The following is a 22117-nucleotide window of genomic DNA, read 5'->3' on the forward strand; positions in this document are numbered from 1 at the left end:
AATAATTGCTAGAATTAGAGGAATTTTCCAAAAAATATTGTACCTTTGTCATTATTTTTAAATCATAGTGTTATGAAAAAGATATTTGCAATCCTTGTATGCGCCTTGGTGTCGTGTACCAATTCAGAAGAAGCAATAAAAGCTTATCAGCAACAAAAAGAAGCTATAGGCTTACAATCAGCTGAGAAACAAAATGAACTCTTAGGGCAATCTCCTATGGCTTTTAAACAAAGTATGCAGGCAATAGCGCAACAATACACCGAAATACTCAAGAACTTGCCAGCAGATTTTGCAGCTAAAGAAGAGAAAGCTAACCACTATCAACAGTTGGTTATAGTATCGGAATATTTGTTCAATCACCGTAAATATACTGAGGAAGAAGCTCCTGCTATCAAAGAGCTACAAGACTTATGTACCGCAGTAGATTTAGACAATGCTACTGATTTCAACGATTATCCCGAGTACCAAACTTTAGTACAGAATATTTTTAAATGGCGCATCTACTCTCATAAAGTACAATATGAGTTTGATGACCCTTGGGGCAAAATATTAGCCGATTTCAAAGCGCTTAAATCTGAAAATATCAAGCAAGCATTAGCCCCTTTGATTATTGAGGGCGTATCACCTACTTCGGCAACTGCCACTAATGAGGAAATCATTGCTTTAGTGAAACAATTAGTGAAAGATAACGACCTTTTAAATACCCTTTCAAAACATATTGATTTGGTAAATAAACTCAAAGCAGGACAACCTTTTCCCGCTCTTCCTGCTCTTACTGATTTAAACGATAAAGAGGTAAAATATGAGCAATTACCACTCAAAGGTAAATTGCTGTTTATAGACATCTGGGCTACTTATTGTCCTGATTGTCGTAAGGAGTTGCCTGCCTTAGAAACCTTACAAGAGGATTACAAAACGGAACCTATTACCTTTGTAAGTATTTCGGTAGACCGCGATAAAGAAGCGTGGAAAGCAATGGTAAAGGAAAAGAAACTCCGTGGTATTCATCTATATGCCTCTCCTGAAACAAAGGAATTATTCAAAAAATTATACGATTTGAGAAGCATCCCGCGTTATATGTTGATAGATGCTAAAGGAAATATTATAGATGCCAATGCCCCTATGCCTTCTGATAAAAACTTAAAAGAATTGATAGATGTAAGTTTAAAAGCTAAAGTACAATAATTTTTGTAAGACAGCTAAAAAATATTAAAATAAGAATATAATTCTCAGCTCTTTTTTCTTTGTTAGTTTAAAAATGCTAATATTTTCTAACTAAGGTGCAAATTGAAAAGCATTCTTTTAGTCAAAAGTTTTTGAGTTCTAATAAAAATGCATATCTTTGTCCCTTAGCATATTTTTAGAATTTATTCCTAATGATATATTTCTATTTTCCTAAATTAATCTGTTATTTCACTTATAAAACTCGAAAAGTTGTATGAAAAAATATCTTTTAGTTGCAATATTACTTTTGTTAAGCAAAAAAAATACAGCTCAGCAGTTGGATACTATCTTTGAAAATCCTGCAATACAAGAAATTAACCGATTACCTATGCGCGCCTCTTACTTTCCTTTTGAAGAGGTAAGTAAAGCACAAACCGGCAATCCCACTACTTCTACACGCTTTTTAAACCTCAATGGACAGTGGTCTTTTCTTTGGAAAGAAGATTATAAGCAGTTGCCAAAGAATTTCTACAAAACTGATTTTAACGAAAGTCAATGGAAAAAAATAGCTGTGCCTGCCAATTGGGAAGTAAATGGTTATGGCATTCCTATCTATGTGAATGCTTCTTACGAGTTTAACCAAAAGAACCCTACACCACCTGATATTCCTGATAGTCTTGCTCAAAATGCAGGTCTCTATCGCAAAACTTTTAACCTACCTACTTCTTGGCAAGGTGAGAAAGTATATTTGCATTTAGGGGCTGTAAAATCAGCTTTTAAACTCTATGTAAACGGAAAGTTCGTAGGGGTAGGAAAAGACAGCAAATTGGCTTCGGAATTTGATATTACGCCTTACATCGTTCAGGGCAAAAATCTTATTGCTATGGAAGTGCGTCGCTGGACAGATGCCAGCTACCTCGAATGTCAAGATATGTGGCGCTTTTCGGGCATTTCGCGCGATTGTTATCTCTATATGCGTCCTAAAGTACATTTGTACGACCTAAGTATTACCTCTCTCCTAACCAAAAACTACGCTGATGGGCAACTCTCAACGCTTGTAGAAGTGTGGAATGAAACTCCAGAAGATGCCTCAAAATACCGTGTTGAGGTATCGTTGTATGACAAAGACAAATTGCTGTATACTGAAAAACAGACGACTGATGGGCTGAAACGCTCTTTTGGAAAAACAGAACTCTCATTTCAAGCACTTTTTCCTCAAGTGAAGGCGTGGAGCGCTGAAATCCCTTATCTTTATCGCCTGCAAGTAACTCTATACGATGCACAAGGCAAGGTGAAAGAGGTAGTAAGTAGGTTTGTAGGCTTCAGAACGATTGAAATAAAAGGAAGTGATATATTGGTAAATGGCAAACGCGTATTTTTCAAAGGTGTAAACCGACACGAAACCGACCCCCAAACGGGGCAAGTAGTATCTCGGGAAAGTATGGAGAAAGACCTAATGCTAATGAAATTACTCAACTTCAATGCGGTACGTACTTCTCATTACCCCAATGATCCTTATTTCTATGAACTTTGTGATAAATATGGACTTTATGTAATGGATGAGGCTAATATAGAAAGCCACGGGATGCATTATGAAAAGGATAAAACATTGGGCAACGACCCTAACTGGGAATATGCACATTTGCTTAGGATGCAGCGAATGATACAACGCGATAAAAATCACCCCAGTATATTGTTTTGGAGTATGGGGAATGAATCGGGGAATGGTTGGAACTTCTACAAAGGATATAAACTGATGAAAGGATTGGATTCTACACGCCCTATCCATTATGAATTAGCTCATTACGATTGGAATACCGATATAGAATCGCGTATGTACCGCCGTATTCCTTTCCTTGTAGATTATGCGCTTAGCAATCGTACTAAACCTTTCTTGCAATGCGAATATGCCCACGCTATGGGTAATAGCTTAGGTAACTTTCAAGAGTATTGGGATGTATATGAACACTACCCCAAATTACAAGGAGGTTTTATTTGGGATTTTGTAGATCAAGGTCTTTATAAAACCTTAGCCAATGGCAAAAAAATATTAGCATACGGCGGAGATTATGGCAACAAAAATACGCCTAGTGACAACAACTTTCTCATCAACGGAGTTATAGCTTCCGACAGAAGTTTTCACCCTCATAGTTATGAAGTGCGCAAGGTACAGCAAGAAATAGCCTTTGAGTATAAAGACAAAGTGCTGACTTTGCATAACAAATATTTTTTTAAAGACCTTTCTAACTATCAAATAGTATGGCGATTGCTTAAAGATGGTAAAGAGGTACAAAGTGGTGCTTTTACAGATTTGGTAGTGCTTCCACAAAGTAGTACATCACTTGTTATGCCTGTTTTGCTCACTGATGATAAAGCAGAGTATATATTGCAGTATACCGCTCAGTTAAAGGAAAATGAAGGACTACTTGCAAAAGGTACTCCTCTTGCCTTTGCCGAGTTTCCTCTCACTGCCTATACTCCTCAAAAATCCATCATCGATACTACTCCTATAACAATAGAGGAAACGCCAATGTATATTCTCTTGCAAAATAGAAACTATACAGCCAAAATAGACAAGCAAGCAGGAAAATGGGTGTCTTTTAAAGTAAAAAACGAAGAACTTTTCACTCCTGAAGGATTGGAGGTAAATTTATGGCGTGCAGGCACTGATAACGATTTTGGGGCAGGTTTACCTAAAAAACTACAACACTTACAAGAAGCTGATAAAAAAGCTGATAGCGTGAGTGTATCGGTAGAGAAATATACAAACGGACAAATAAAGGTATGTATTCACAAACGATTAGTAGATGCTACTATTGATTATATCCAAGAGTTGCTATTTGAAGGAAAACCTTCAGTAACAGTGCATAATAGTTTTAAGCCTTTAAAAGAGGATAAAACACTTACTTTCAAAATAGGCAATCATCTCACATTACAGCCTTTTCAGCGTATTCAGTGGTATGGAAGAGGTCCTTGGGAAAGTTATTGGGATAGAAAAACATCGGCTATGGTAGGCTTGTATGAAGGAACTATTGCCGACCAATATTACCCTTATGTGCGTCCGCAAGAGAATGGCAATAAAAGTGATGTGCGTTGGGCAAGACTTAGCAAGAAGGGCGTAAGCCTCACTATTTACAGTATAGATACTCTATTGAATGTAAATGCCCTGCCTTATAGTCCCGCCCAGTTATTCCCTGGGGTAGAAAAAGGGCAAACTCACGCTGGGGAACTCACACCTTCACCTTATACCCATTTAGATATCGATTTGCAACAATTAGGTTTGGGAGGAGATAACAGCTGGGGCAACTTACCAATGCAACAATATCTGTTGTATCTATATCAGCCTTATAGCTATAGTTATAGAATAGAAGCACACTAATCTCTAACCCTGAAACCTAAAACCTAATATGGGGGTATTTCATAGTAAATGCCTCCATTTTTTGTTGTAATTGTGCTAAAAACTGCTGATGACTTTCAGTTTCAGGGTTAAACGGACGATGAGATAAGCCTTTTTGGATACTGTCTACTTGTTTCATATCTGCTTGAGTGGCAGTTTCTATATAGGTAGCAACCAAACGCTCCCAAATATAATTGATAGTCATTTCCGATGGATGCACCATATCATTGGCGTAGAAACGATAGTCGCGCAATTCGTCTAATAGCAATTCGTAAGCAGGAAAATAAAGACTTTTGTTATCGGTGATAAGCGGGTATAAAGCTGCAAAGAGTTGTGATTTACTCACTTGATTTTCAAAGAATCCATCTTTGATATGTCGTACAGGTGAAATGGTGAAAACTATAGTTATCGAAGGGTTAAGTTGTTTCAGTAAGGCGATAATATGGCTGAGGCTTTCTGTAATTTCTTCAACAGATAGCAATCGTTTAGAAAAGTGTTGAGAGGGCAATTTGTGGCAATTTGCTACAATAGTATCGGTGCTGTTGTAGATATATACCCAAGCTGTCCCCAAGGTGATAAAACAAAAGCTCGTCTCTTGTAAGGCTTGTTGCAATTGTATTTGCTGGCTGTTAGCCAACTGTATTGCCTCTTTGAGTGAAGGCTGACTCATATCCGAATGAAAATTGAAACTATGCCACAATTCATTGTGAAGAAAAAAATCTTCAGCTGTATAAGGAGAATTTTCAATAGTGTGTTGCAATATATTCTCTATAGCCAAAGGGTGAAAGAGTACTCCAAACGGATTTACAGTAATAGGAAATTTGTAATAAGCGAACTTTTGTGCCATATTTACAGCAAAACACGATCCTAAACTCACTATAGAGCTATAGTAAGTAATACTTTCTGTTGCTTTAGAGATAGGTACAATAGTTCTAAAATCCATAGTTATAGTATTAGGAATTACTTTTTTCTAAATTGAGCAAAAACTCCTTTCGGCTAAGACCACCTGCATAACCTGTGAGCGTACCATTACTGCCAATCACACGGTGGCAAGGTACAATAATAGAAAGGCGATTTTTACTATTGGCATTGGCTACTGCACGAACGCCTTTGGGATTTCCTACCGCAATTGCTTGTTCTTTATAAGTGCGCGTTTCGCCATACGGAATGGTTTGCAATACCTTCCACACTTCTTCTTGAAAGGGTGTGCCTACTAAGGTAATGGGTAATGTAAATTCTTTGCGTTCTTTAGCAAAGTACTCTTTTAGTTGCTTTTCGAGTTCTAAAAGCAAGGCGTTTTCCTGCGCCATATCTTTAGCTTCCAAGCGCAAAAGTACTTCAGCTTGATCTCGATACCAAGTTGTTTGGTCGAGAAAATCTAATACACAAATAGCTTCATCCGTTGCCATTGCTATCGTCATTCCTATCGGAGTTATGATCTTCTTCTTGTATAACTTCAGTGTCTTTTTCTTCATTGGTAGCTTCGCTATTAGCCTCGTATTCAGTTTCATCTAAGTCTTTAGATTTATTACCTAAACTTATTTTTGGATTTTCTTGAGTGCCAGTTATTTTTATAGGGATACCTATAATCCCTAAAGGAGGTAATCCTAAACGCATTTTAAAGTTCAGATTGCCGTCAAAACTGCTTTGACCTTCAATACGTGGGCGGAATCCTGATACCTTAAACTTAAAACGTTCTATGTTAATCAGATTGTTTTTTATCTCACTTTTGATGTCTATAGTAGATAGTTTAGAATCTTTTAATGCATCTGCGCCTGTTTTCTCGCTAATTACATTAAAGAGTTTAAATCCTTTCATCTGTACATCTTTCACAGAGAGCACACCTCCTCCTTTGAGTGAAGGATAGATAGGTAGCATCTCTTCGTCTAGTTTTCCTGCTACTTTATAATCTAAAGAGACAATACCATATGCATCTTTAGCCATTGAAGCTATTTCTCTAAAGAGTTTTACTTCTTTATAAGCGCGTTGTATATCAAAATTCTCTGCTTTGATATCAAAGGAAAAATGGGCGCGTTTTGGAGTTTCATCAGCGTATTTAGCGTTGAATTGAGCTGTAACACCTATAACATTAAAGTTGACATTTTTCAGGGATAAAGTACCTTTTTTTAGTTGGGTACTTCCTTTGAGGTTGAGAATATCGAGCCCTTGAAAAACTACCTTTTTCAGGTTAGCATTCAGGTCAAAATCAAAAGGTTTAGGAACTATCACTACACCTTTTTCAGAAGTGACAGTAGCTGTTGGGGTTGTAGTAGTTTCATCTTTTGTTTCTTCAGGTGAGGGAGCAGGGGAAGCATACATAAACTCATCAACATCAATATAGTTAGAGGATACTGAAAAATTACCTCTGAGTATCTGATTTTTAGAGAATAAAAAGTTGATGACATTGCTCATTCGTCCGTTCATCAAAAAATCGGATTTACCATAAGTAGCATGGAAATTGTTAAAGCTCATATCGTCTTGCTGGAATCTAAAAATTCCCTCTTGAATGATAAAAGGTTTAGGTAAATATTCTGAAGTAGTTTTGATATTGCGAAGTTCAATACAGCCCTTGTTTTGCAATAAGTGATAACGCCCATTGGTGGCATCACTTTGTGTGCCTTTCAGCGATATATCGGCTTTAGCATAACCTTCTAATTCTAATCCTTTTTGAGAGAATACTTTGTATATCTTGGCAATATTGAGTTCTCCTTTAGCTTGAATATCATAGTGTATATCGTCAAAATTCTCCATTGCTAAATTTACTGTAAAAGATTTATTCTCAAAAAGGAGATTGAGCGGGTTGAGGTGCAATGAGAGTGTTTGCATGTCACCATTGGTATTCTCTACCTTTCCTTTAAAATGTATATCGGTAATAGGGTTAGGGTAGTAAGGTGTTTTTACATAGCCTTCAGAGAATTCTAAATCGCCTTTGGTAATAGGAAATAGTTTTTGTTCTGGAGCATATGTTCCTTTAGATTTTATATCGGCTAAAAGCATTCCTTTTACCTCTAAATCCTTCATATCCAGTAAATGCATTACATTTGCTACATTGATGTTTGCACGTACTTTAGCATCAATTACTAGGGGATTGATACCATTTAAATTCAAGATACCTGAAAAATATTCTTTACCAATTGTAAAATAGATAGAATCGAGTTTAACCCCTACTTTATTCACATCTAAAGAAGGCAGACTCGTCTCTACGTTTAAGAAGAGATGTTCGGCTGGGGCAGGTACCCCTTCATAGCCTACATAGCCATCTCTCACTTTCATTTTAAAGAAAATATCGGGACTCAGGTTTTGTGAAGCAATATATTTTCCTTTCATCGAAAAGAAAATGTCAGTTTTTCCTTTAAGGGTTGCTTTTTTATGCCATTGAGTAAACTGAGGGGGCAAAGCGGTAAAGAAATCATTGAGATTGCTATCTTTAGAATTGATTTCGAAATTGAGGTCATAACCATTGCTCAAGAAGTCTAACTTCCCTTTGAAGTCTACGGGTAATTGGTTTATTTTCAAATCGTTTTGCTGAAATATAAACGATAATGAATGCGTGTTGATTTGAGTGATGAGTTCTGCATTTACGTGTTTATCCTTTAGATAAGTTTCACCACCAAAGATAAAATCTAATGATTGTATTTGGGCTTTGGTACGCAAATCAAAAATAGATTCTTCTAAACCTCCTTTTCCTAAGTAGTTAAAGCCGTTGGCTTGAATGTAAATACCGGTAGATTTATCGTCATAAATCAATCGAGTGTCTTTTAATTCAATGCGTTGTAAATCTACGCGAGCGTCATCATCTCCTTCGTCAGTAGTTTCTTCTGATGATTTGTATACATTATAACTCGCGCCCCCTTGTTTGTCCACTTGGATATGAACAAAAGCATTTTTAAGATAAATCTCCTCTATATCAATTTTTTTAGAGAAGAGCAATTCCTTCACATCTATCCCCAAAGAGAGTCGTTTTACGGATACTAAAGTGTCGTTCTCAAAAGAAGCTGACCCTTTGAGGAGTACATCGTCTAAGTTAAGAGTAAGTGAGGGAAAATGGGTAAAGAAAGTGAGATTTGCCTTAGAGAAGTTGAGTTCACCGTTGAGGTTATCATTGGATAATTTCTTAACTTTCTCGGTTACATACTCGGGGTAGAGCATCGGGAAAACAATCACAAAAGCCAATAGTAATCCTACTAATATCCCTAAATATTTCAGTGCTTTAAATATATATTTCTTCATTCAATCAATCAATAAAACTTTGGATTGCCAATTCGTAACTTTTCATCCCAAACCCTACGATTACACCTTTGGCTACTGCCGATAAAAAGGAGTGATGACGGAAGGTTTCTCGGGCAAAAGTATTGGAGATATGTACCTCTATCACAGGAGTTTTTACCGCCTTTATAGCGTCGGCTAAAGCGATAGAAGTGTGAGTGTAAGCGCCTGCATTGAGCACTATTCCCTCAAAAGTAAAACCTATTTCGTGGATTTTATCAATAAGAGCTCCCTCGTGATTGCTTTGGAAGTAGTGTAACTCACACTCGGGGAACTTAGTTTGCAACTCGGCTAATAGCGTTTCAAAAGTTTGAGAGCCATAAATTTCAGGCTCTCGTGTACCTAACAAATTGAGGTTAGGTCCATTGATAATCATTATTTTTTTCTTCATAAATACGCCTTATTCTTCTATTTTGATGCGCCCTATACCTTTTACACTTTTCTTAAACACAGGCGGATTTCCTTTTATAGTAATACTTCCTGCTCCTGCTATCGAAGCATCTACATCTTCAGTTACGTGAGCTGAAATGCTTCCTGCACCTGCTATGCGCAAAGTAGCTTGTTTGGCAACGAGCTCTTTAGCATCGATATCGCCAGCTCCTTTTACTACAGCATTGAGGCGTTCTGTTGAGCCTGCGATATCCACATCACCAGCTCCTGCTACTTGCAAATCAAGTGAAGTAGCCTCTACAGTAGCATCAAGGTCTCCACTGCCTTCTATCTTGAATTGCAAGTTACCGACTTTTAGCTTTTCTTGTGTAGAGATATCAACAGCGCCTTTTGCTACTATTTTTTTCAACGAAGTATTAATGGGTATATATACTGTTAATGAAGTCTTTAGTTTGTATTTATTGTCTATACTCACGTAGAGTACTTTGTTTGATACGCTCGTTTTCAAATACGGAAGTACCTCTTTTTGTCCTTTAACTTTCAAAGTGCCTACTTCACCTTCAGTGAGTACGAGATGATAAGCCCCTGATACCTCTACTGACTCATAAACAGCTACTTTTCGGTCTTCTATTTTGATTTCTTTTCCAGCCTCTACTTTCTTCTGGCCATATACTGCTCCTATAAACAGGACAATAGTCATAAATGTCATAATTTTTTTCATAATATATTCAATATTTGTTCCACCTTTGCTAAAATCATTTCTTCAGAAATAGTTTCTATAGCTTTTTCATAACCTTTTGGATATTTTTTTCCGTAGACCGAAGTGGGGATCAACGGGAATTGTGTTCTATCGGCTAAAAGAGCATTTTCTTTAGGTTGAGCATACGGATAAAAGCCTGCGTAAGGGTGTGTAACGCCCCAAAGAGTAATTGTAGGAACTCCATACATAGCCGATAGGTGGGCATTACCGCTGTCCATTCCTATCATTAAATCCAGATGAGATATGAGTTCTAATTCTTGTTTGAATGAAAGTTTTCCTACCATATTTTCAGTGTTAGGTAATTGAATCTGGGCTACTTTTTGTTCTTCTTCTTTACCACCTCCAAAAATATAAATTTTCCCGTTGGGGTAACGTTCAGATAGTTTTTCTATTACGTTACATATTTTGTCGAAAGGGTATTGCTTACTTACATATGAAGCGAAAGGGGCAACGCCTATGTGTACATTAGCTCCATTAAACAAGTTTTTTACCGGTTCGCTCATAGAGGGGGTAGGGGGCAAATACTTCTCGTTCAAATCAATAGGGAAGCCTAAGGCAGCAAAAACATCGGCGTATCGCTGGTACGAAGGTTTTAATGGTTCAAAAACTTTAAATTTATAACGAGTAAGGGCATATTTATCTCTTCTGCCTTTGTTAATTTGTTTAAAAGGTATTTTAGATCCTTTAAAATAAAATTTAAGGATGTTAGTACGTAATACATTGTGAATATCTGCGACCCCATCAATACCTTTTGATTTTAGCTCTTTGTAGAGTTTATACAATCCTATTAAACCACTATGTTTTCCTTTAATTTCAGGGGTAAATACCTCTACATTAGAGAGGTGGGAGAACATTGGAGCAAATAAAGGGCGTGTGAGGTAGGTGATTTTTACGTCCGGATATTGCTCTGAAAATGCGGTTAAAATGGGGACACTAATAGCAACGTCACCCATTGCCGACATTCTAAGTACAGCGATATGTTCCATTTTGTTTTGGTATTAATGTTTTTATTATTATCTTTGGCAGTTGAAAACTAACAGCTCCTAACTAAAATCACTGCAAATGTAGTAAAAAAAATAATAGCAACTAAATATGAGACATTTATTTTTACTTTTTTTTATCTCACAGTTTATTTTTGCACAAAATAACACTGTTTTTACTTTTGACAAAAGTCTTCGCTTAGACTTTGATTTACTTTCTGATACCCAAAGAACAGAGGTGATTTTTGGGCAGATGAAAAAAGAACCTTATTGGGGAGGTTCACACACAAATCTAATAGCACCTGATTTAGGAAATTTTCGCTTACAAGTGTTTGATGGCTCTCAGCTAGTTTTTTCTAAAGGATTTAACTCATTGGCTAATGAATGGGCTACACTTGAAGAAGCAAAAACTGAAAAACGCCTTTTTGCTCATGCGATGCAATTGCCTTTTCCTGCCAAGAAGCTTCTTTTGCACCTAGATAAACGTGATAAACAAGGTGTATTTCAAACAATTGCTGCAAAAGAATTATTTCCAGATGATTATTTTATTATTGAAGAGAAGCAACCTGATTATCCTATAAAGCAATTGCTTAATAATGGCAATGCAGCTAAAAAAGTGGATATTGTGATTTTAGCAGAAGGCTATACAGCTGCAGAGGCTGAAAAATTTTATACTGATGCACAGCGTATGACTGATTATATGTTCACAATTCCTCCTTTTGATAAGCTTAAAAAGGATTTCAATGTTTATGCTATAGCTGTGCCCTCTAAAGAAAGCGGCACAGATGTACCAGGGAAATATATTTATAAAAATACAGCGTTCAATGCTTCTTTCTATACTTTTAACCAAGAACGTTATCTTACCACTAATAGTATGAAAGCCATTGCCGATGCAGCCTCAGCAGTGCCTTATGATCAAGTTTATATATTGGTAAATACTTCTATTTATGGAGGGGGTGCTTTTTATAATCATCTCAATTTAGCTTCAGCTGATAATGAACTTGCCGAAAAAGTGTATATACATGAGTTTGGTCATGGTTTTGTTGGTTTAGCCGATGAATATTATTATGATTGGGATCCTACTTTTCAAGAGACTTATGATCCTAAGATAGAACCTTGGGAAGAGAATATCACTACCTTAGTGAATTTTGAGAGTAAATGGGAAGATATGGTAAAAAAAAGTATTCCTATTCCTACACCTCGTATCTCAAAATACCAAAATACCCTCGGAGCTTTTGAAGGCGGAGGGTATACTAGTAAAGGGGTTTATAGTCCTATGCAAGATTGCCGAATGAAATCTAATGATCCTAAAGGCTTTTGTCCTGTATGTGAACGCGCAATTCGTAAAATAGTAGACTTCTATACTAAATAGAATATTAACAACTTAATAAGAAGGCTTTGACAATAGAAGCTGAAATACGTCCTGCTTCCTCTACAAACTCATTATAGGAAATAGCGTTGCCCTCACCTGCCTTATCCGATATAGCACGTAACATCACAAAAGGTATATTTAACATATAGCAAGTTTGGGCAATGGCAGCTGCTTCCATCTCTACAGCTTTAGCTTGAGGGAAGTTAAGTGAAATTTCATCAAAACGCTTAGGGTCTGAGATAAATGAATCACCACTTACTACTTGCCCATAATGCAAAATGTATTGATGAGTAGAGGCTACATTTTTTAATTTCTCATTCCACTGAGCATCAGCTTTGAAAGCAGGGGGCATCTGGGCTTGTTGTCCTATTTCGTAACCAAAAGCGGTTACATCTACATCGTGGTGACGCACTTCGGTAGCTAAGATTAAATCGTGCACAGAAGTATCACCTAATCCTCCAGCAGTCCCTGTATTGATAATAAGTGATGGATGGTAATGCTCTATAAGCAAGGTAGTACCTACAGCAGCACTTACTTTTCCAATCCCAGATAGCAAAACCACTACTTCTTTACCACAGAGGTTTCCCTGATAAAATGCAAAACGCCCTATTTTTGTTTCTTTACAATTTTCAATGGCAGCTTTTAGTGTGTTGATTTCAAGTTCCATTGCACCTATAATTCCAATCATATCAATTAATATTTAACAATTAGAAGGGGACTGTTTGAGTTGTCAAGCAGTCCCCTTCATTCTATTTTACTTTCAATTAATTTTGTGCTATACTTACAATAAGAGGTTCTATATTTTGAGTTTTATAAGTTTTAACCTCATTGTTGTGATCACTATATACTAATAGAGCTTTAAGCTCAGGGTGTTTAGCTAAGAACTCTTTGCTTTTTTCAAGACCTATAATCATAAACATAGTAGAGTAAGCATCTGATTCTACAGCTGTTTTAGCAATTACAGTAGCACTGAGCATTTCTCCTGTCATTGGGTGACCTGTGAAAGGATTGATAATGTGTACAAAGCGTTTGCCATTTCCGTCAATCCATACTCTACGATAGTTCTCATCAGTAGAAATTGATTCATTATTAAGGTTTAGAATTACTTCTTTGTAATCATTATTTAGTTCGTAAGGATCTTCAGCTTCTACTTTCCAAGGAGTATTGTTCACAATATCCCTACCAAGCACAATGCCTTCACTATCTACTTTTACATAGAAATTCTCAATGCCTTTAGATTTCAAGAAATTCGAAATTACATCAACGGTATAACCTCTTAGTACAGAAGTTAAGTCTAACTGGATAGCTGGACTTTGTTTTTTTACATAATCGTCATTGCTAATGTGAACTTTTTCAAGACCTACATATTTTTTCAAACTGTCGATTTGTTGTTCGGTAGGTAATTTAGAAATAGGTTGGATAGGTTCTTTACCAAACCCCCAAGCCTTCACGAGAACTCCTATAGTTGGATCATAAAATCCTCCACTTTCTTTCCATACTTTCTGTGCAGTGGCAAAAGCATTCTTAAAGTGATCATTTACCTTAGTTGTTTCAATCCCTTGATTGATTTTTGATACAATAGATTCTGGATTGTAAGAAGAAATAGAGAGATCTACTACTTTTACAAGGGAATCAATAGCAGGTTTTAAGTCAGTACTATCAGTAGAGATGTATTTCACACGATAGGCTACACTACCACCTTTACCTTCTACATCATAAAGTTTTGAGGTTTTCTTTGTGTTATCACAAGAAAACAAGAGCAAAGCCCCCAAACATAATGTTAAAATTTTCCTGTTCATATTTTACTTCAATTTAAAAATTAATATTTTCAGTTAGTTTATTAAGTTTTTAATTTTTCTCTTCTAATTTTTTAAAAGGATTGGTTTTGAAAGTGAGTTCCTCATTCTTATCATTACTATATACTAAAAGTACTGCTAAATTAGGATGTTTTGCTAAGAAAGCTTTGCTTTTTTCCATTCCCATTACCATAAACATTGTAGCATAACCATCAGCATACATTGTAGAAGGAGCTACTACAGTAGCACTGAGTACATCACTTTGGGTAGCACGCCCTGTTATGGGATTGATGGAGTGCACGTATTTGCGACCATTGCTATCAGTCCATACTTTGCGATAATTACCTGAAGTTGCTAATCCTTGATTTTCAAACTGTATAGTGGTGATTAATTCTTTTTCATCTAAGGGTTTGATAGGATTTTCAACACCTATTGTCCACGCTTTATTTTCTATAGTATTCTTTCCTTTTAAGAACATTTCCCCAGCTATTTCTACAATATAGTTTTTAATACCTTTAGAATTGAGAAAATCGGCAACTACATCAGAGGTATACCCTTGGGCTATAGCATTAAAGTCAAACAATATTTCAGGGTACTCTTTTTTGATATGATTATTATCAGTAAGTTGTACTTTATTAAAGCCTACATACTTTTTAAGTTCTGCTATCTTTTCATCAGTAGGGAGGTCTTTATCATCTATTTTTTGTTTGCCAAATCCCCAAGCATTTACTAATACTCCTACAGTAGGGTCAAACAGACCTTCACTTTCCTGCCATATTTGTTGTGAAGCCTCAAAAACCTTTCTAAAATGTTCATCAACTACTACTGTAGTATCCCCTGCATTGATTTTAGAAATGTCAGAATCGGGTTTGTAGGTAGACATTGATTGGTCTATCACCTGCAAAATTGAATCAATAGCAGGTTGTAAGTTTTCATTATTGTTGCTTATGTATTTGATATGATAGGTAGAACCTTGTGCCTCACCTTCTATAAAATGCAATTTTTCGGTTTGACACCCCACAAAAAGTAGGGGGATACTCAATAATAATTTTTTCATTTTTTTTGTCAAAACATTGCAAAGATACTACTATTATTCATATTTACAAGTATTTCCGCAATTAATTTTTATGTTTTTATTAACGTTTTTAACAACTATTTAGTAGTAAGAGAGTTATGTGTTGTCTTTTTGTTTCTATTGTATCTTTTTACACAGAGGTATGATTTCATTTGTTACGATGCGGTATTTTTCAATTTCTTCAGTGCGTAATTTTGAAGCATAAAGTATTTCTTCTACCTCAAAACCTATGTTGCGAAGTTTTTCGAAATAATCCATTCCATATACTCTCACATGGTCGTATTGTCCAAAAATGCGGGTGCGTTCTTTAGGGTCGGTAATGGAATTGTCTTCAAAAGTAAGAGTTCTGTTATAGTCTTGTGGTACTTGAAAAATGCCCCAACCACCTTTTTTCATTACGCGATAGAGTTCTTTCATCGCTCGGGTATCATCACTAATATGTTCTAACACGTGGTTGCAAAATACTACATCAAAACTTTCATCCTCAAAGGGTAAAGCGCACAAATCAGCTTTTACATCGGCTAAAGGCGAATAAAGGTCGGTTGTGAGGTAATCGAGGTTAGCTTGCTTTTTAAATCGCTTGTAGAAGGCTTGCTCGGGAGCCACGTGTAGTACTTTTAAGGGTTTGGTAAAGAAGTCTGTTTCGCGGGTAAGATAAAGCCATAACAACCTATGGCGTTCTAATGATAGGGTAGAAGGGGAGAGTACATTAGGGCGTGCTTTACCATAGCCATAGGGTAAGAATTTTCTAAAAGTCTTCCCGTCAATGGGGTCTTCATATTTTTTACCTCGTAGATAGAATGATAAAAACGGACGTACCCAATAGCTCAATTTGATGAGCCAAGGGCGTGGTACTTTATTTAATATAGTGGTAATAATTGCCATTAGAAGCTGTTTTTTAGCGGAATAAAGTGAGTCCTACGCCTTTTATTTCGTTAGAATATACAGGGTAGATTGCCATTTGTGCTGATGATTTTTCCTTACGTTTAAGCAGTTTTGAAGTATAAGGCAAAAGCCAATAAGCTGCTTTTGCACTAAGGATACCTATCCCCGCTCCTCCTAATACATCACCTATCCAGTGGCGGTTGTTGTACAAACGAAGGGTTGCCACGGTAGTAGCAATAGCATAACCACTGATACCTACCCACACATTTTCATCTTTGTACTCTTGCCATAGGATTTCCATTCCTGTGAAAGCTGTTGCTGTATGTCCTGAAGGGAAGGAGTTGAAAGCACTACTATCAGGACGTTGTATTTTGGCAGTATATTTCACTCCGTTTACCAAAGCTCCCATTATAGCATAGGCAGTAGCCCCTATAATCAATCGTTCTTTAACGGTGTGTTTAGCTTTTACGCCTAAGTTGCTAAAGGCAAAAACACTTGCAATGGGAGCGTATTGCATATAGTCGTCAATACGTAGCTTATGTCCGCCAGAATAATTATAAACGTGGCGCTGTACATAGCGGTTTATGTAGGTAGCATTAGAGATTACTCCTAAGGTAATGAGAGAAGCAGGTAAAATTACTTGTTTGAGTTGTGGTTTCTCCGCATCACTGCGCAGAGTGTCGGCTACGATTCCTTGCTCATCCATTACTGATAAACTATCGGTCTGAGCTTTTATAGAGTGAATGAGCAGACAAACAAAAGCTATTGTCAGAAATAATATTTTCATTTTAGGTGTATCAGTAGTTAGTTTATAGAGAAATAGATTAGCAATGCAGTACCGATGATGATGCGGTAGATACCCCATACTTTGAAGCCGAATTTTGTGAGGATATGGATGAAGAACTTTACAGCTATCATAGCCACTACAAAGGCTATTACATTACCTATAATAAACAACCAAAAACTATCATTAGTTTTCATTATTAACTCGTAACCTTTTTCTTCGGCAATTCCCCATTTCTTCAAGAAAATAGAATATACAGTTACGGCAAGCATTGTAGGGACAGCTAAAAAGAAGGAGAATTCGGCAGCCGCTTTACGTGTGAGTCCTTGGGTCATCCCACCTATGATAGAGGCAGCTGAACGCGAAGTGCCTGGCATCATTGCTAAACATTGCCAAAAGCCAATGGTTACAGCTTTCTTTACACTGATTTGCTTCTCATCGTGAATGCTAGGGTTTTTAAACCAATTGTCTACAAATAATAAGACTATCCCCCCTACTATTAGTGTAATAGCAATGGCTTTTTGGTTCCCTAAAACAGCTTCTATTTTATCATCGAATAGTTTGCCAAGAATAAGAGCAGGAACTACAGCACAAGCTAATTTGAGATAAAATTGCCATTGAGTAAAGTTGAAGAACTTACGCCAATATAGTACAACAATTGAGAGAATAGCCCCAAATTGTATAGATACCTGAAACATTTTCAAATATTCGTCATCGGGTATTCCCATAAGAGTTGCCGTAAAGCCCATGTGAGCAGTAGACGAAATAGGAAGATACTCAGTAAGACCTTCAATAATGGCAATTATAATAGCTTGTAGTGTGTTCATTGTTAATTGTTTTTAACTATTTTATAAAGTTTATCTGATAATCGCACTCTGAAATCAGTTTTAATGGTACACGAATCCCCTTTTTTAGCACGCTCAGCAGGCACATCGTTCACCATCATACTAGTAAGTTCAAGTTCTTGTACCCCTGTAGAGGGACCTGTAATGAGGAGTTTATCGCCTATTTTTATATCAAAGGCTTCGATAGCAAATTCAGCGATACCTGTTTTAGGGAAGTAGTGTTTGCCTTGCCCAATATACACTTTCTTTTGGGTAGCGTTAGAACCAGGGTTTTCACTCCATTCACCCAATTTTTGTCCTAAGTAATAACCTCCCCAGAAGCCACGATTGTAGACTGTTTTGAGGGTTTCTATCCATCCTTCAAACTTATTTTTGAAGTAAGTACCTGCGTAATAGGCATCAATAGCTTCGCGATAAGTGCGAATTACTGTAGCAACGTACTCAGGAGCTCGCCCACGACCTTCAATTTTCAATACTTTTGCGCCAGTATCGATTACTTGGTCGAGAAAATCGATAGTACAGAGGTCTTTAGGAGACATCATATATTCGTTGTCAAGTTCTATTTCAAAACCGCTTTCTTGGTCGATTACAGTATATTTTTTACGGCAATTTTGTTTGCAAGCACCTCTATTGGCTGAAGAATTGTGAGAGTGCAAACTCAAATAACACTTGCCTGATACTGCCATACAAAGTGCCCCGTGCCCAAATATTTCTATTTCTACTAGATTGCCTGAAGGACCTTTGATTTGCTCTTTTTCTATTTGCTCACATATCTTTTTAATTTGTCGCAAACTGAGCTCACGACTCATCACCATTGTATCGGCGAACATAGCGTAGAAGCGCACAGTTTCGATATTGGTAATGTTGATTTGAGTAGAGATATGCACTTCCATTCCTATTTGTCGAGCGTAGGCTATCACAGCCTGATCCATTGCTATCACAGCAGTAAGCCCTGCTTTTTTTGCAGCATCAAGTAGTGTTTTGATGATAGAAAGGTCGTGGTCGTAGATAATAGTGTTGAGGGTGAGGTAGGTACGGATACCTTTAGGAGCACAGCGGCGAGCAATTTCGTCAAGGTCGTCAATAGTGAAGTTAATGCTTGCTCTTGCGCGCATATTGAGCTGGTCTACCCCGAAGTATACTGAGTCGGCACCGTTGTCTATAGCCGCTTGTAGCGACTCGAAGTTTCCGGCAGGTGCCATTAGTTCAATTTTTCCTGTATTTGTCATTATTATTTATAGTGATTGAGGGCGCAAAGGTACGAATAATTTGTTAATTAGCCAATTACAACCCGATAACAATTCCTACATTGGGTATAAAGCCAGTGCTGAAAATGCTCTTGTCTTTTTTGTAGAGTACATTGTAACTTGCACCTATTTGCACATACACATTGCCTCCTATGTTCTGCATATAACCTCCCCCTATGTAAAGAGCGTCCTCTTCAGTATTGTATTTAATATCAGTAGTTTTGTGTTTTTGAGAGATGAAATAATGCTGATAACTAGTGCTTACGTAGGCTGCTCTTCCTATATAATAAGATAACGCAGGACCTACAGATACTGAGAGACTGCGATAATACTCACTGTGTTGTAGCGAACCATTTACAATGGCAGCTAATTCTAAATCATCAGTGATTTTATATCCCACACGTGGAGATATATCAACTCCTAAGCCATAAGTATAGCTCAAGCCTATATTTCCTCCGTATGTCCAGCGATTTGGATGGCTGTTTTGATAATCGGGGTCTAAAATATTAGGGCTTTGTGCCATTGCCAAAGTTGCTACTGAAAAAAGTACTAAAGTTAACAAAAAGTGTTTCATATAGATTTATAATTAATTAAGTTTAGAAAATAGGAGTTAGGGATTAGGAACTATGAGAATTTCATCGATTTAGTAGGTGATATTTTGGTAATCACATAGGTGGGGATGAGCAACATTAGTAAACACAACAACAAAACCCCTATGTTGAGCAAAATTATCCATAAGGGAGTGAAGGCAATAGGCACTTCACTTACATAATAGGTTGCTGGATCTAACTTGATAATACTATAACGTTGTTGTAACCACAATAATAAGAACCCTAAAATATTACCCCATAACAAGCCTAAACCTATGATATAGGTAGCGTTGTATAAAAAAATCTTGCGAATACTGCGGTCAGAAGCTCCTAAACTTTTCAGAGTTCCTATCATTGGAGTTTTCTCTAAAATGAGCACGAGAATAGCTGTAATCATATTAAATCCACCTACAACTATCATTATCCCTATGATGAGGTAGATATTAAAATCAAACATACTGAGCCACTCAAAAATAAAGGGAAATCTTTGAATAATTGTTTGTGAATCGAGGAAAGTACCGATTTTGCCGTATACCTGTTTGCCTACCACCTCAATACGATCAAAATCTTTGATAAAAAGTTCAAAATTGCCTATCTCATCAGCTTTCCATTTGTTGATTTTTTGAATATGACGAATATCAGTGAAGATATACGATGCGTCAAACTCTTGAAAGCCACTGTTGTATAAACCTACAATTTTAAAATTACGCTGGTTAGGAGCTTGAGCAGCTTCGTCCTTTAAGAAGATAGCTTGGCAGCGGTCGCCGAGTTTAAGGTGTAGCCTATTAGCTAAATAGGTAGACATCAGTATCTCATCGGTCAGTTCTTCACTTGATACATTAGGAGTGCGCCCTTCGGTAATAAAATCGCGAATGAGTGACCAATTGTAATCTTGTCCTACACCTTTAGCGAGAATGGATTCGTAAGTATTCTCGGTACGGATAATTCCGCCTTTGGTTGCTACTGCTTGAATATGAGTAACTTCGGGTACTTCCGAAAAGTTAGGGTAAAAATCCTGTTGTATGCTAATAGGTTTGGTAGTAACTTGTGAAGCATTGCTGCCATAATCGAAAATTTGTATGTGACCGTGGAAAACTACTAATTTTTCTCTAATCTTTTGTTGCAAACCAATACCTGTAGCAATAGCGATGAGCATCATCACCATTCCTACAGCAATAGCAGCTATTGCCATTTTGATAATTGGAGAAGAAATTGTACCTTTGTCCCCTTTTGAGAAAATAACTCTTTTTGCTATGAAATATTCAATATTCAAAACAATAATGCCTTTTAGAAGTGCCAAAATTACACTTTTTTTCTTATGTACGTTCATTTCGTGCAAAAATAATGGACAATCACAAGACTACTCTTCTGCGCAAAAAGCTGAAAAACAGACAAAAGAAGTAGTTGTAGGCGCAAACCGAATGTATCTTTATATTAAGGATTTGCGTGCAAAAAATATAGCTGTAGTTACTAACCAAACAGGAATTGTGAAGACTGAAAAAGACAATTATGTACATTTAGTAGATACACTATTGAAGAAGAAAATAAATATCAGCAAGGTTTTTGCTCCCGAACACGGATTTAGAGGAGATGCTGATGCAGGAGAAGTGGTAAAAGATGGTAAAGATACACAAACAGGTTTGCCTATTATTTCACTCTATGGTAAAAATAAAAAGCCTACCCCAGAACAACTTAAAGGGGTAGACCTCGTACTCTTTGATCTCCAAGATGTAGGAGTGCGGTTTTATACTTATATTTCTACTTTACACTATGTAATGGAGGCTTGCGCTGAGCAACATATTCCTATAATGGTGTTAGATCGCCCTAATCCTAATGCACATTATATTGATGGTCCTGTACTGAAACCGCAATTCAAGAGTTTTATAGGGATGCACCCTGTGCCTGTGGTCTATGGAATGACTATTGGTGAATACGCCCAGATGATTAATGGTGAAAAGTGGTTGCACGAAGGTATTACAGCCGATTTAAAGGTGATTCCGTTAGCAAATTATACTCACCAAACACCTTATAGCCTGCTAGTAAAACCATCGCCCAATTTGCCTAATGATGTGTCAATAAATTTATACCCCAGTTTGTGTTTCTTCGAGGGGGCTAATGTGAGTATGGGGCGTGGTACTTCTCAGCAGTTTCAAATTTATGGTTCACCTTATTTTGCGAAAAGTACTTTTAGTTTTACACCTCACCCTAATGCAGGAGATAAAAATCCAAAGTTTAACGGGAAATTGTGTTATGGAGAAGATTTGAGTAAAACGCCTCGCTTAAATCAACTCAATCTTTCTTGGCTTAAAAAGGCTTTTGAACAAAGTAAAGGGGTGAAAACACCTTTCTTCACTTCATCATTTAACCGAATAGCAGGTACTGATGCTCTAAAAAAACAAATTATAGAAGGTAAAACTGAAGCTGAAATACGCCAAACTTGGCAAAAAGAGTTAGAAGAATTCAAAGGAGTAAGAAAAAAATACCTACTATATTAAAAAAATAAGATAGGGTTTAAGGTGATACTTGTTAATCCTTAAAACCTATCTTCTAATTAACTAATATATTC

The 22117-nt window shown here is 36.8% G+C and carries 19 protein-coding genes; 4 read left to right on the plus strand and 15 right to left on the minus strand.

The window, feature by feature from the left end:
- Positions 1–72: 72 nt before the first annotated feature.
- Both Q0162_RS06650 and Q0162_RS06655 read left to right on the plus strand, forming a co-directional pair.
- On the plus strand, positions 73–1185 hold the full coding sequence (locus tag Q0162_RS06650) for a TlpA disulfide reductase family protein (RefSeq protein WP_297890587.1): 1113 nt from the start codon (positions 73–75) through the stop codon (positions 1183–1185).
- Between the two features lie 253 nt (positions 1186–1438).
- Positions 1439–4543 carry a glycoside hydrolase family 2 TIM barrel-domain containing protein gene (locus Q0162_RS06655; protein ID WP_297890588.1) on the plus strand — a complete coding sequence of 1035 codons (3105 nt, stop codon included), beginning with the start codon at positions 1439–1441 and terminating at the stop codon, positions 4541–4543.
- Between the two features lie 16 nt (positions 4544–4559).
- Here Q0162_RS06655 and Q0162_RS06660 read toward each other — a convergent pair whose 3' ends face one another.
- Genes Q0162_RS06660 through Q0162_RS06685 form a run of 6 tightly spaced genes read right to left on the minus strand, consistent with a single transcriptional unit; the run spans position 4560 to position 10963 of the window.
- Complete coding sequence (locus tag Q0162_RS06660) at positions 4560–5504, minus strand: GSCFA domain-containing protein (RefSeq protein WP_297890589.1); 945 nt, start codon at positions 5502–5504, stop codon at positions 4560–4562.
- A gap of 10 nt (positions 5505–5514) precedes the next feature.
- Positions 5515–6036, minus strand: a complete 522-nt coding sequence (locus Q0162_RS06665) for a methylated-DNA--[protein]-cysteine S-methyltransferase (RefSeq protein ID WP_297890590.1) — start codon at positions 6034–6036, stop codon at positions 5515–5517.
- Positions 5957–8791 carry an AsmA family protein gene (locus Q0162_RS06670; RefSeq protein WP_297890591.1) on the minus strand — a complete coding sequence of 945 codons (2835 nt, stop codon included), beginning with the start codon at positions 8789–8791 and terminating at the stop codon, positions 5957–5959. The genes Q0162_RS06665 and Q0162_RS06670 overlap by 80 nt, the downstream gene beginning before the upstream one ends.
- A 4-nt stretch (positions 8792–8795) precedes the next feature.
- Positions 8796–9218, minus strand: a complete 423-nt coding sequence (aroQ, locus tag Q0162_RS06675; RefSeq protein WP_297890592.1) for a type II 3-dehydroquinate dehydratase — start codon at positions 9216–9218, stop codon at positions 8796–8798.
- 9 nt (positions 9219–9227) lie between these two features.
- Complete coding sequence (locus Q0162_RS06680) at positions 9228–9938, minus strand: head GIN domain-containing protein (RefSeq protein WP_297890593.1); 711 nt, start codon at positions 9936–9938, stop codon at positions 9228–9230.
- Positions 9935–10963, minus strand: a complete 1029-nt coding sequence (locus Q0162_RS06685) for a glycosyltransferase family 9 protein (RefSeq protein WP_297890594.1) — start codon at positions 10961–10963, stop codon at positions 9935–9937. Before Q0162_RS06685 ends, Q0162_RS06680 begins: the two co-directional genes overlap by 4 nt.
- 106 nt (positions 10964–11069) lie before the next feature.
- Between Q0162_RS06685 and Q0162_RS06690 the strand changes: the two genes are divergently transcribed.
- The gene (locus Q0162_RS06690; RefSeq protein ID WP_297890595.1) at positions 11070–12329 is read left to right on the plus strand and encodes a M64 family metallopeptidase; all 1260 of its coding nucleotides are present in this window, start codon (positions 11070–11072) and stop codon (positions 12327–12329) included.
- A gap of 4 nt (positions 12330–12333) precedes the next feature.
- Here Q0162_RS06690 and Q0162_RS06695 read toward each other — a convergent pair whose 3' ends face one another.
- The 9 genes from Q0162_RS06695 to Q0162_RS06735 all read right to left on the minus strand — a co-directional run bounded on the left by Q0162_RS06695 (position 12334) and on the right by Q0162_RS06735 (position 20743).
- A complete protein-coding gene (locus Q0162_RS06695; protein ID WP_297890596.1) occupies positions 12334–13017 on the minus strand; it encodes a 5'-methylthioadenosine/adenosylhomocysteine nucleosidase in 684 nt (227 codons plus the stop codon).
- Between the two features lie 76 nt (positions 13018–13093).
- Complete coding sequence (locus tag Q0162_RS06700; protein ID WP_297890597.1) at positions 13094–14128, minus strand: FAD:protein FMN transferase; 1035 nt, start codon at positions 14126–14128, stop codon at positions 13094–13096.
- Positions 14129–14177: 49 nt separating this feature from the next.
- Positions 14178–15182, minus strand: a complete 1005-nt coding sequence (locus tag Q0162_RS06705) for an FAD:protein FMN transferase (protein ID WP_297890599.1) — start codon at positions 15180–15182, stop codon at positions 14178–14180.
- A gap of 135 nt (positions 15183–15317) precedes the next feature.
- The gene (locus Q0162_RS06710) at positions 15318–16085 is read right to left on the minus strand and encodes a class I SAM-dependent methyltransferase (protein WP_297890600.1); all 768 of its coding nucleotides are present in this window, start codon (positions 16083–16085) and stop codon (positions 15318–15320) included.
- A 13-nt stretch (positions 16086–16098) separates the two neighbouring features.
- Complete coding sequence (locus Q0162_RS06715; protein ID WP_297890601.1) at positions 16099–16872, minus strand: phosphatase PAP2 family protein; 774 nt, start codon at positions 16870–16872, stop codon at positions 16099–16101.
- A 17-nt stretch (positions 16873–16889) separates the two neighbouring features.
- Positions 16890–17696 (minus strand): undecaprenyl-diphosphate phosphatase, encoded by an 807-nt coding sequence (locus Q0162_RS06720; RefSeq protein WP_297890602.1) that lies wholly within the window; start codon positions 17694–17696, stop codon positions 16890–16892.
- Positions 17697–17698: 2 nt separating this feature from the next.
- Positions 17699–18943, minus strand: coding sequence for a peptidase U32 family protein (locus Q0162_RS06725; protein WP_297890603.1), 1245 nt, complete (start codon positions 18941–18943; stop codon positions 17699–17701).
- 55 nt (positions 18944–18998) lie between these two features.
- On the minus strand, positions 18999–19535 hold the full coding sequence (locus Q0162_RS06730) for a hypothetical protein (RefSeq protein ID WP_281639766.1): 537 nt from the start codon (positions 19533–19535) through the stop codon (positions 18999–19001).
- Positions 19536–19585: 50 nt separating this feature from the next.
- Positions 19586–20743 (minus strand): FtsX-like permease family protein, encoded by a 1158-nt coding sequence (locus tag Q0162_RS06735; protein WP_297890604.1) that lies wholly within the window; start codon positions 20741–20743, stop codon positions 19586–19588.
- On the opposite strand from Q0162_RS06735, the gene Q0162_RS06740 reads away from it, so the two are divergent.
- Positions 20700–22046: a DUF1343 domain-containing protein gene (locus tag Q0162_RS06740; RefSeq protein ID WP_297890605.1), complete on the plus strand. Its 1347-nt coding sequence runs from the start codon at positions 20700–20702 to the stop codon at positions 22044–22046. The genes Q0162_RS06735 and Q0162_RS06740 overlap by 44 nt on opposite strands.
- Positions 22047–22117 lie beyond the last annotated feature (71 nt).

The sequence above is a fragment of the uncultured Capnocytophaga sp. genome (assembly GCF_937936315.1).
In the GTDB taxonomy this organism is placed as follows: Bacteria; Bacteroidota; Bacteroidia; order Flavobacteriales; family Flavobacteriaceae; genus Capnocytophaga.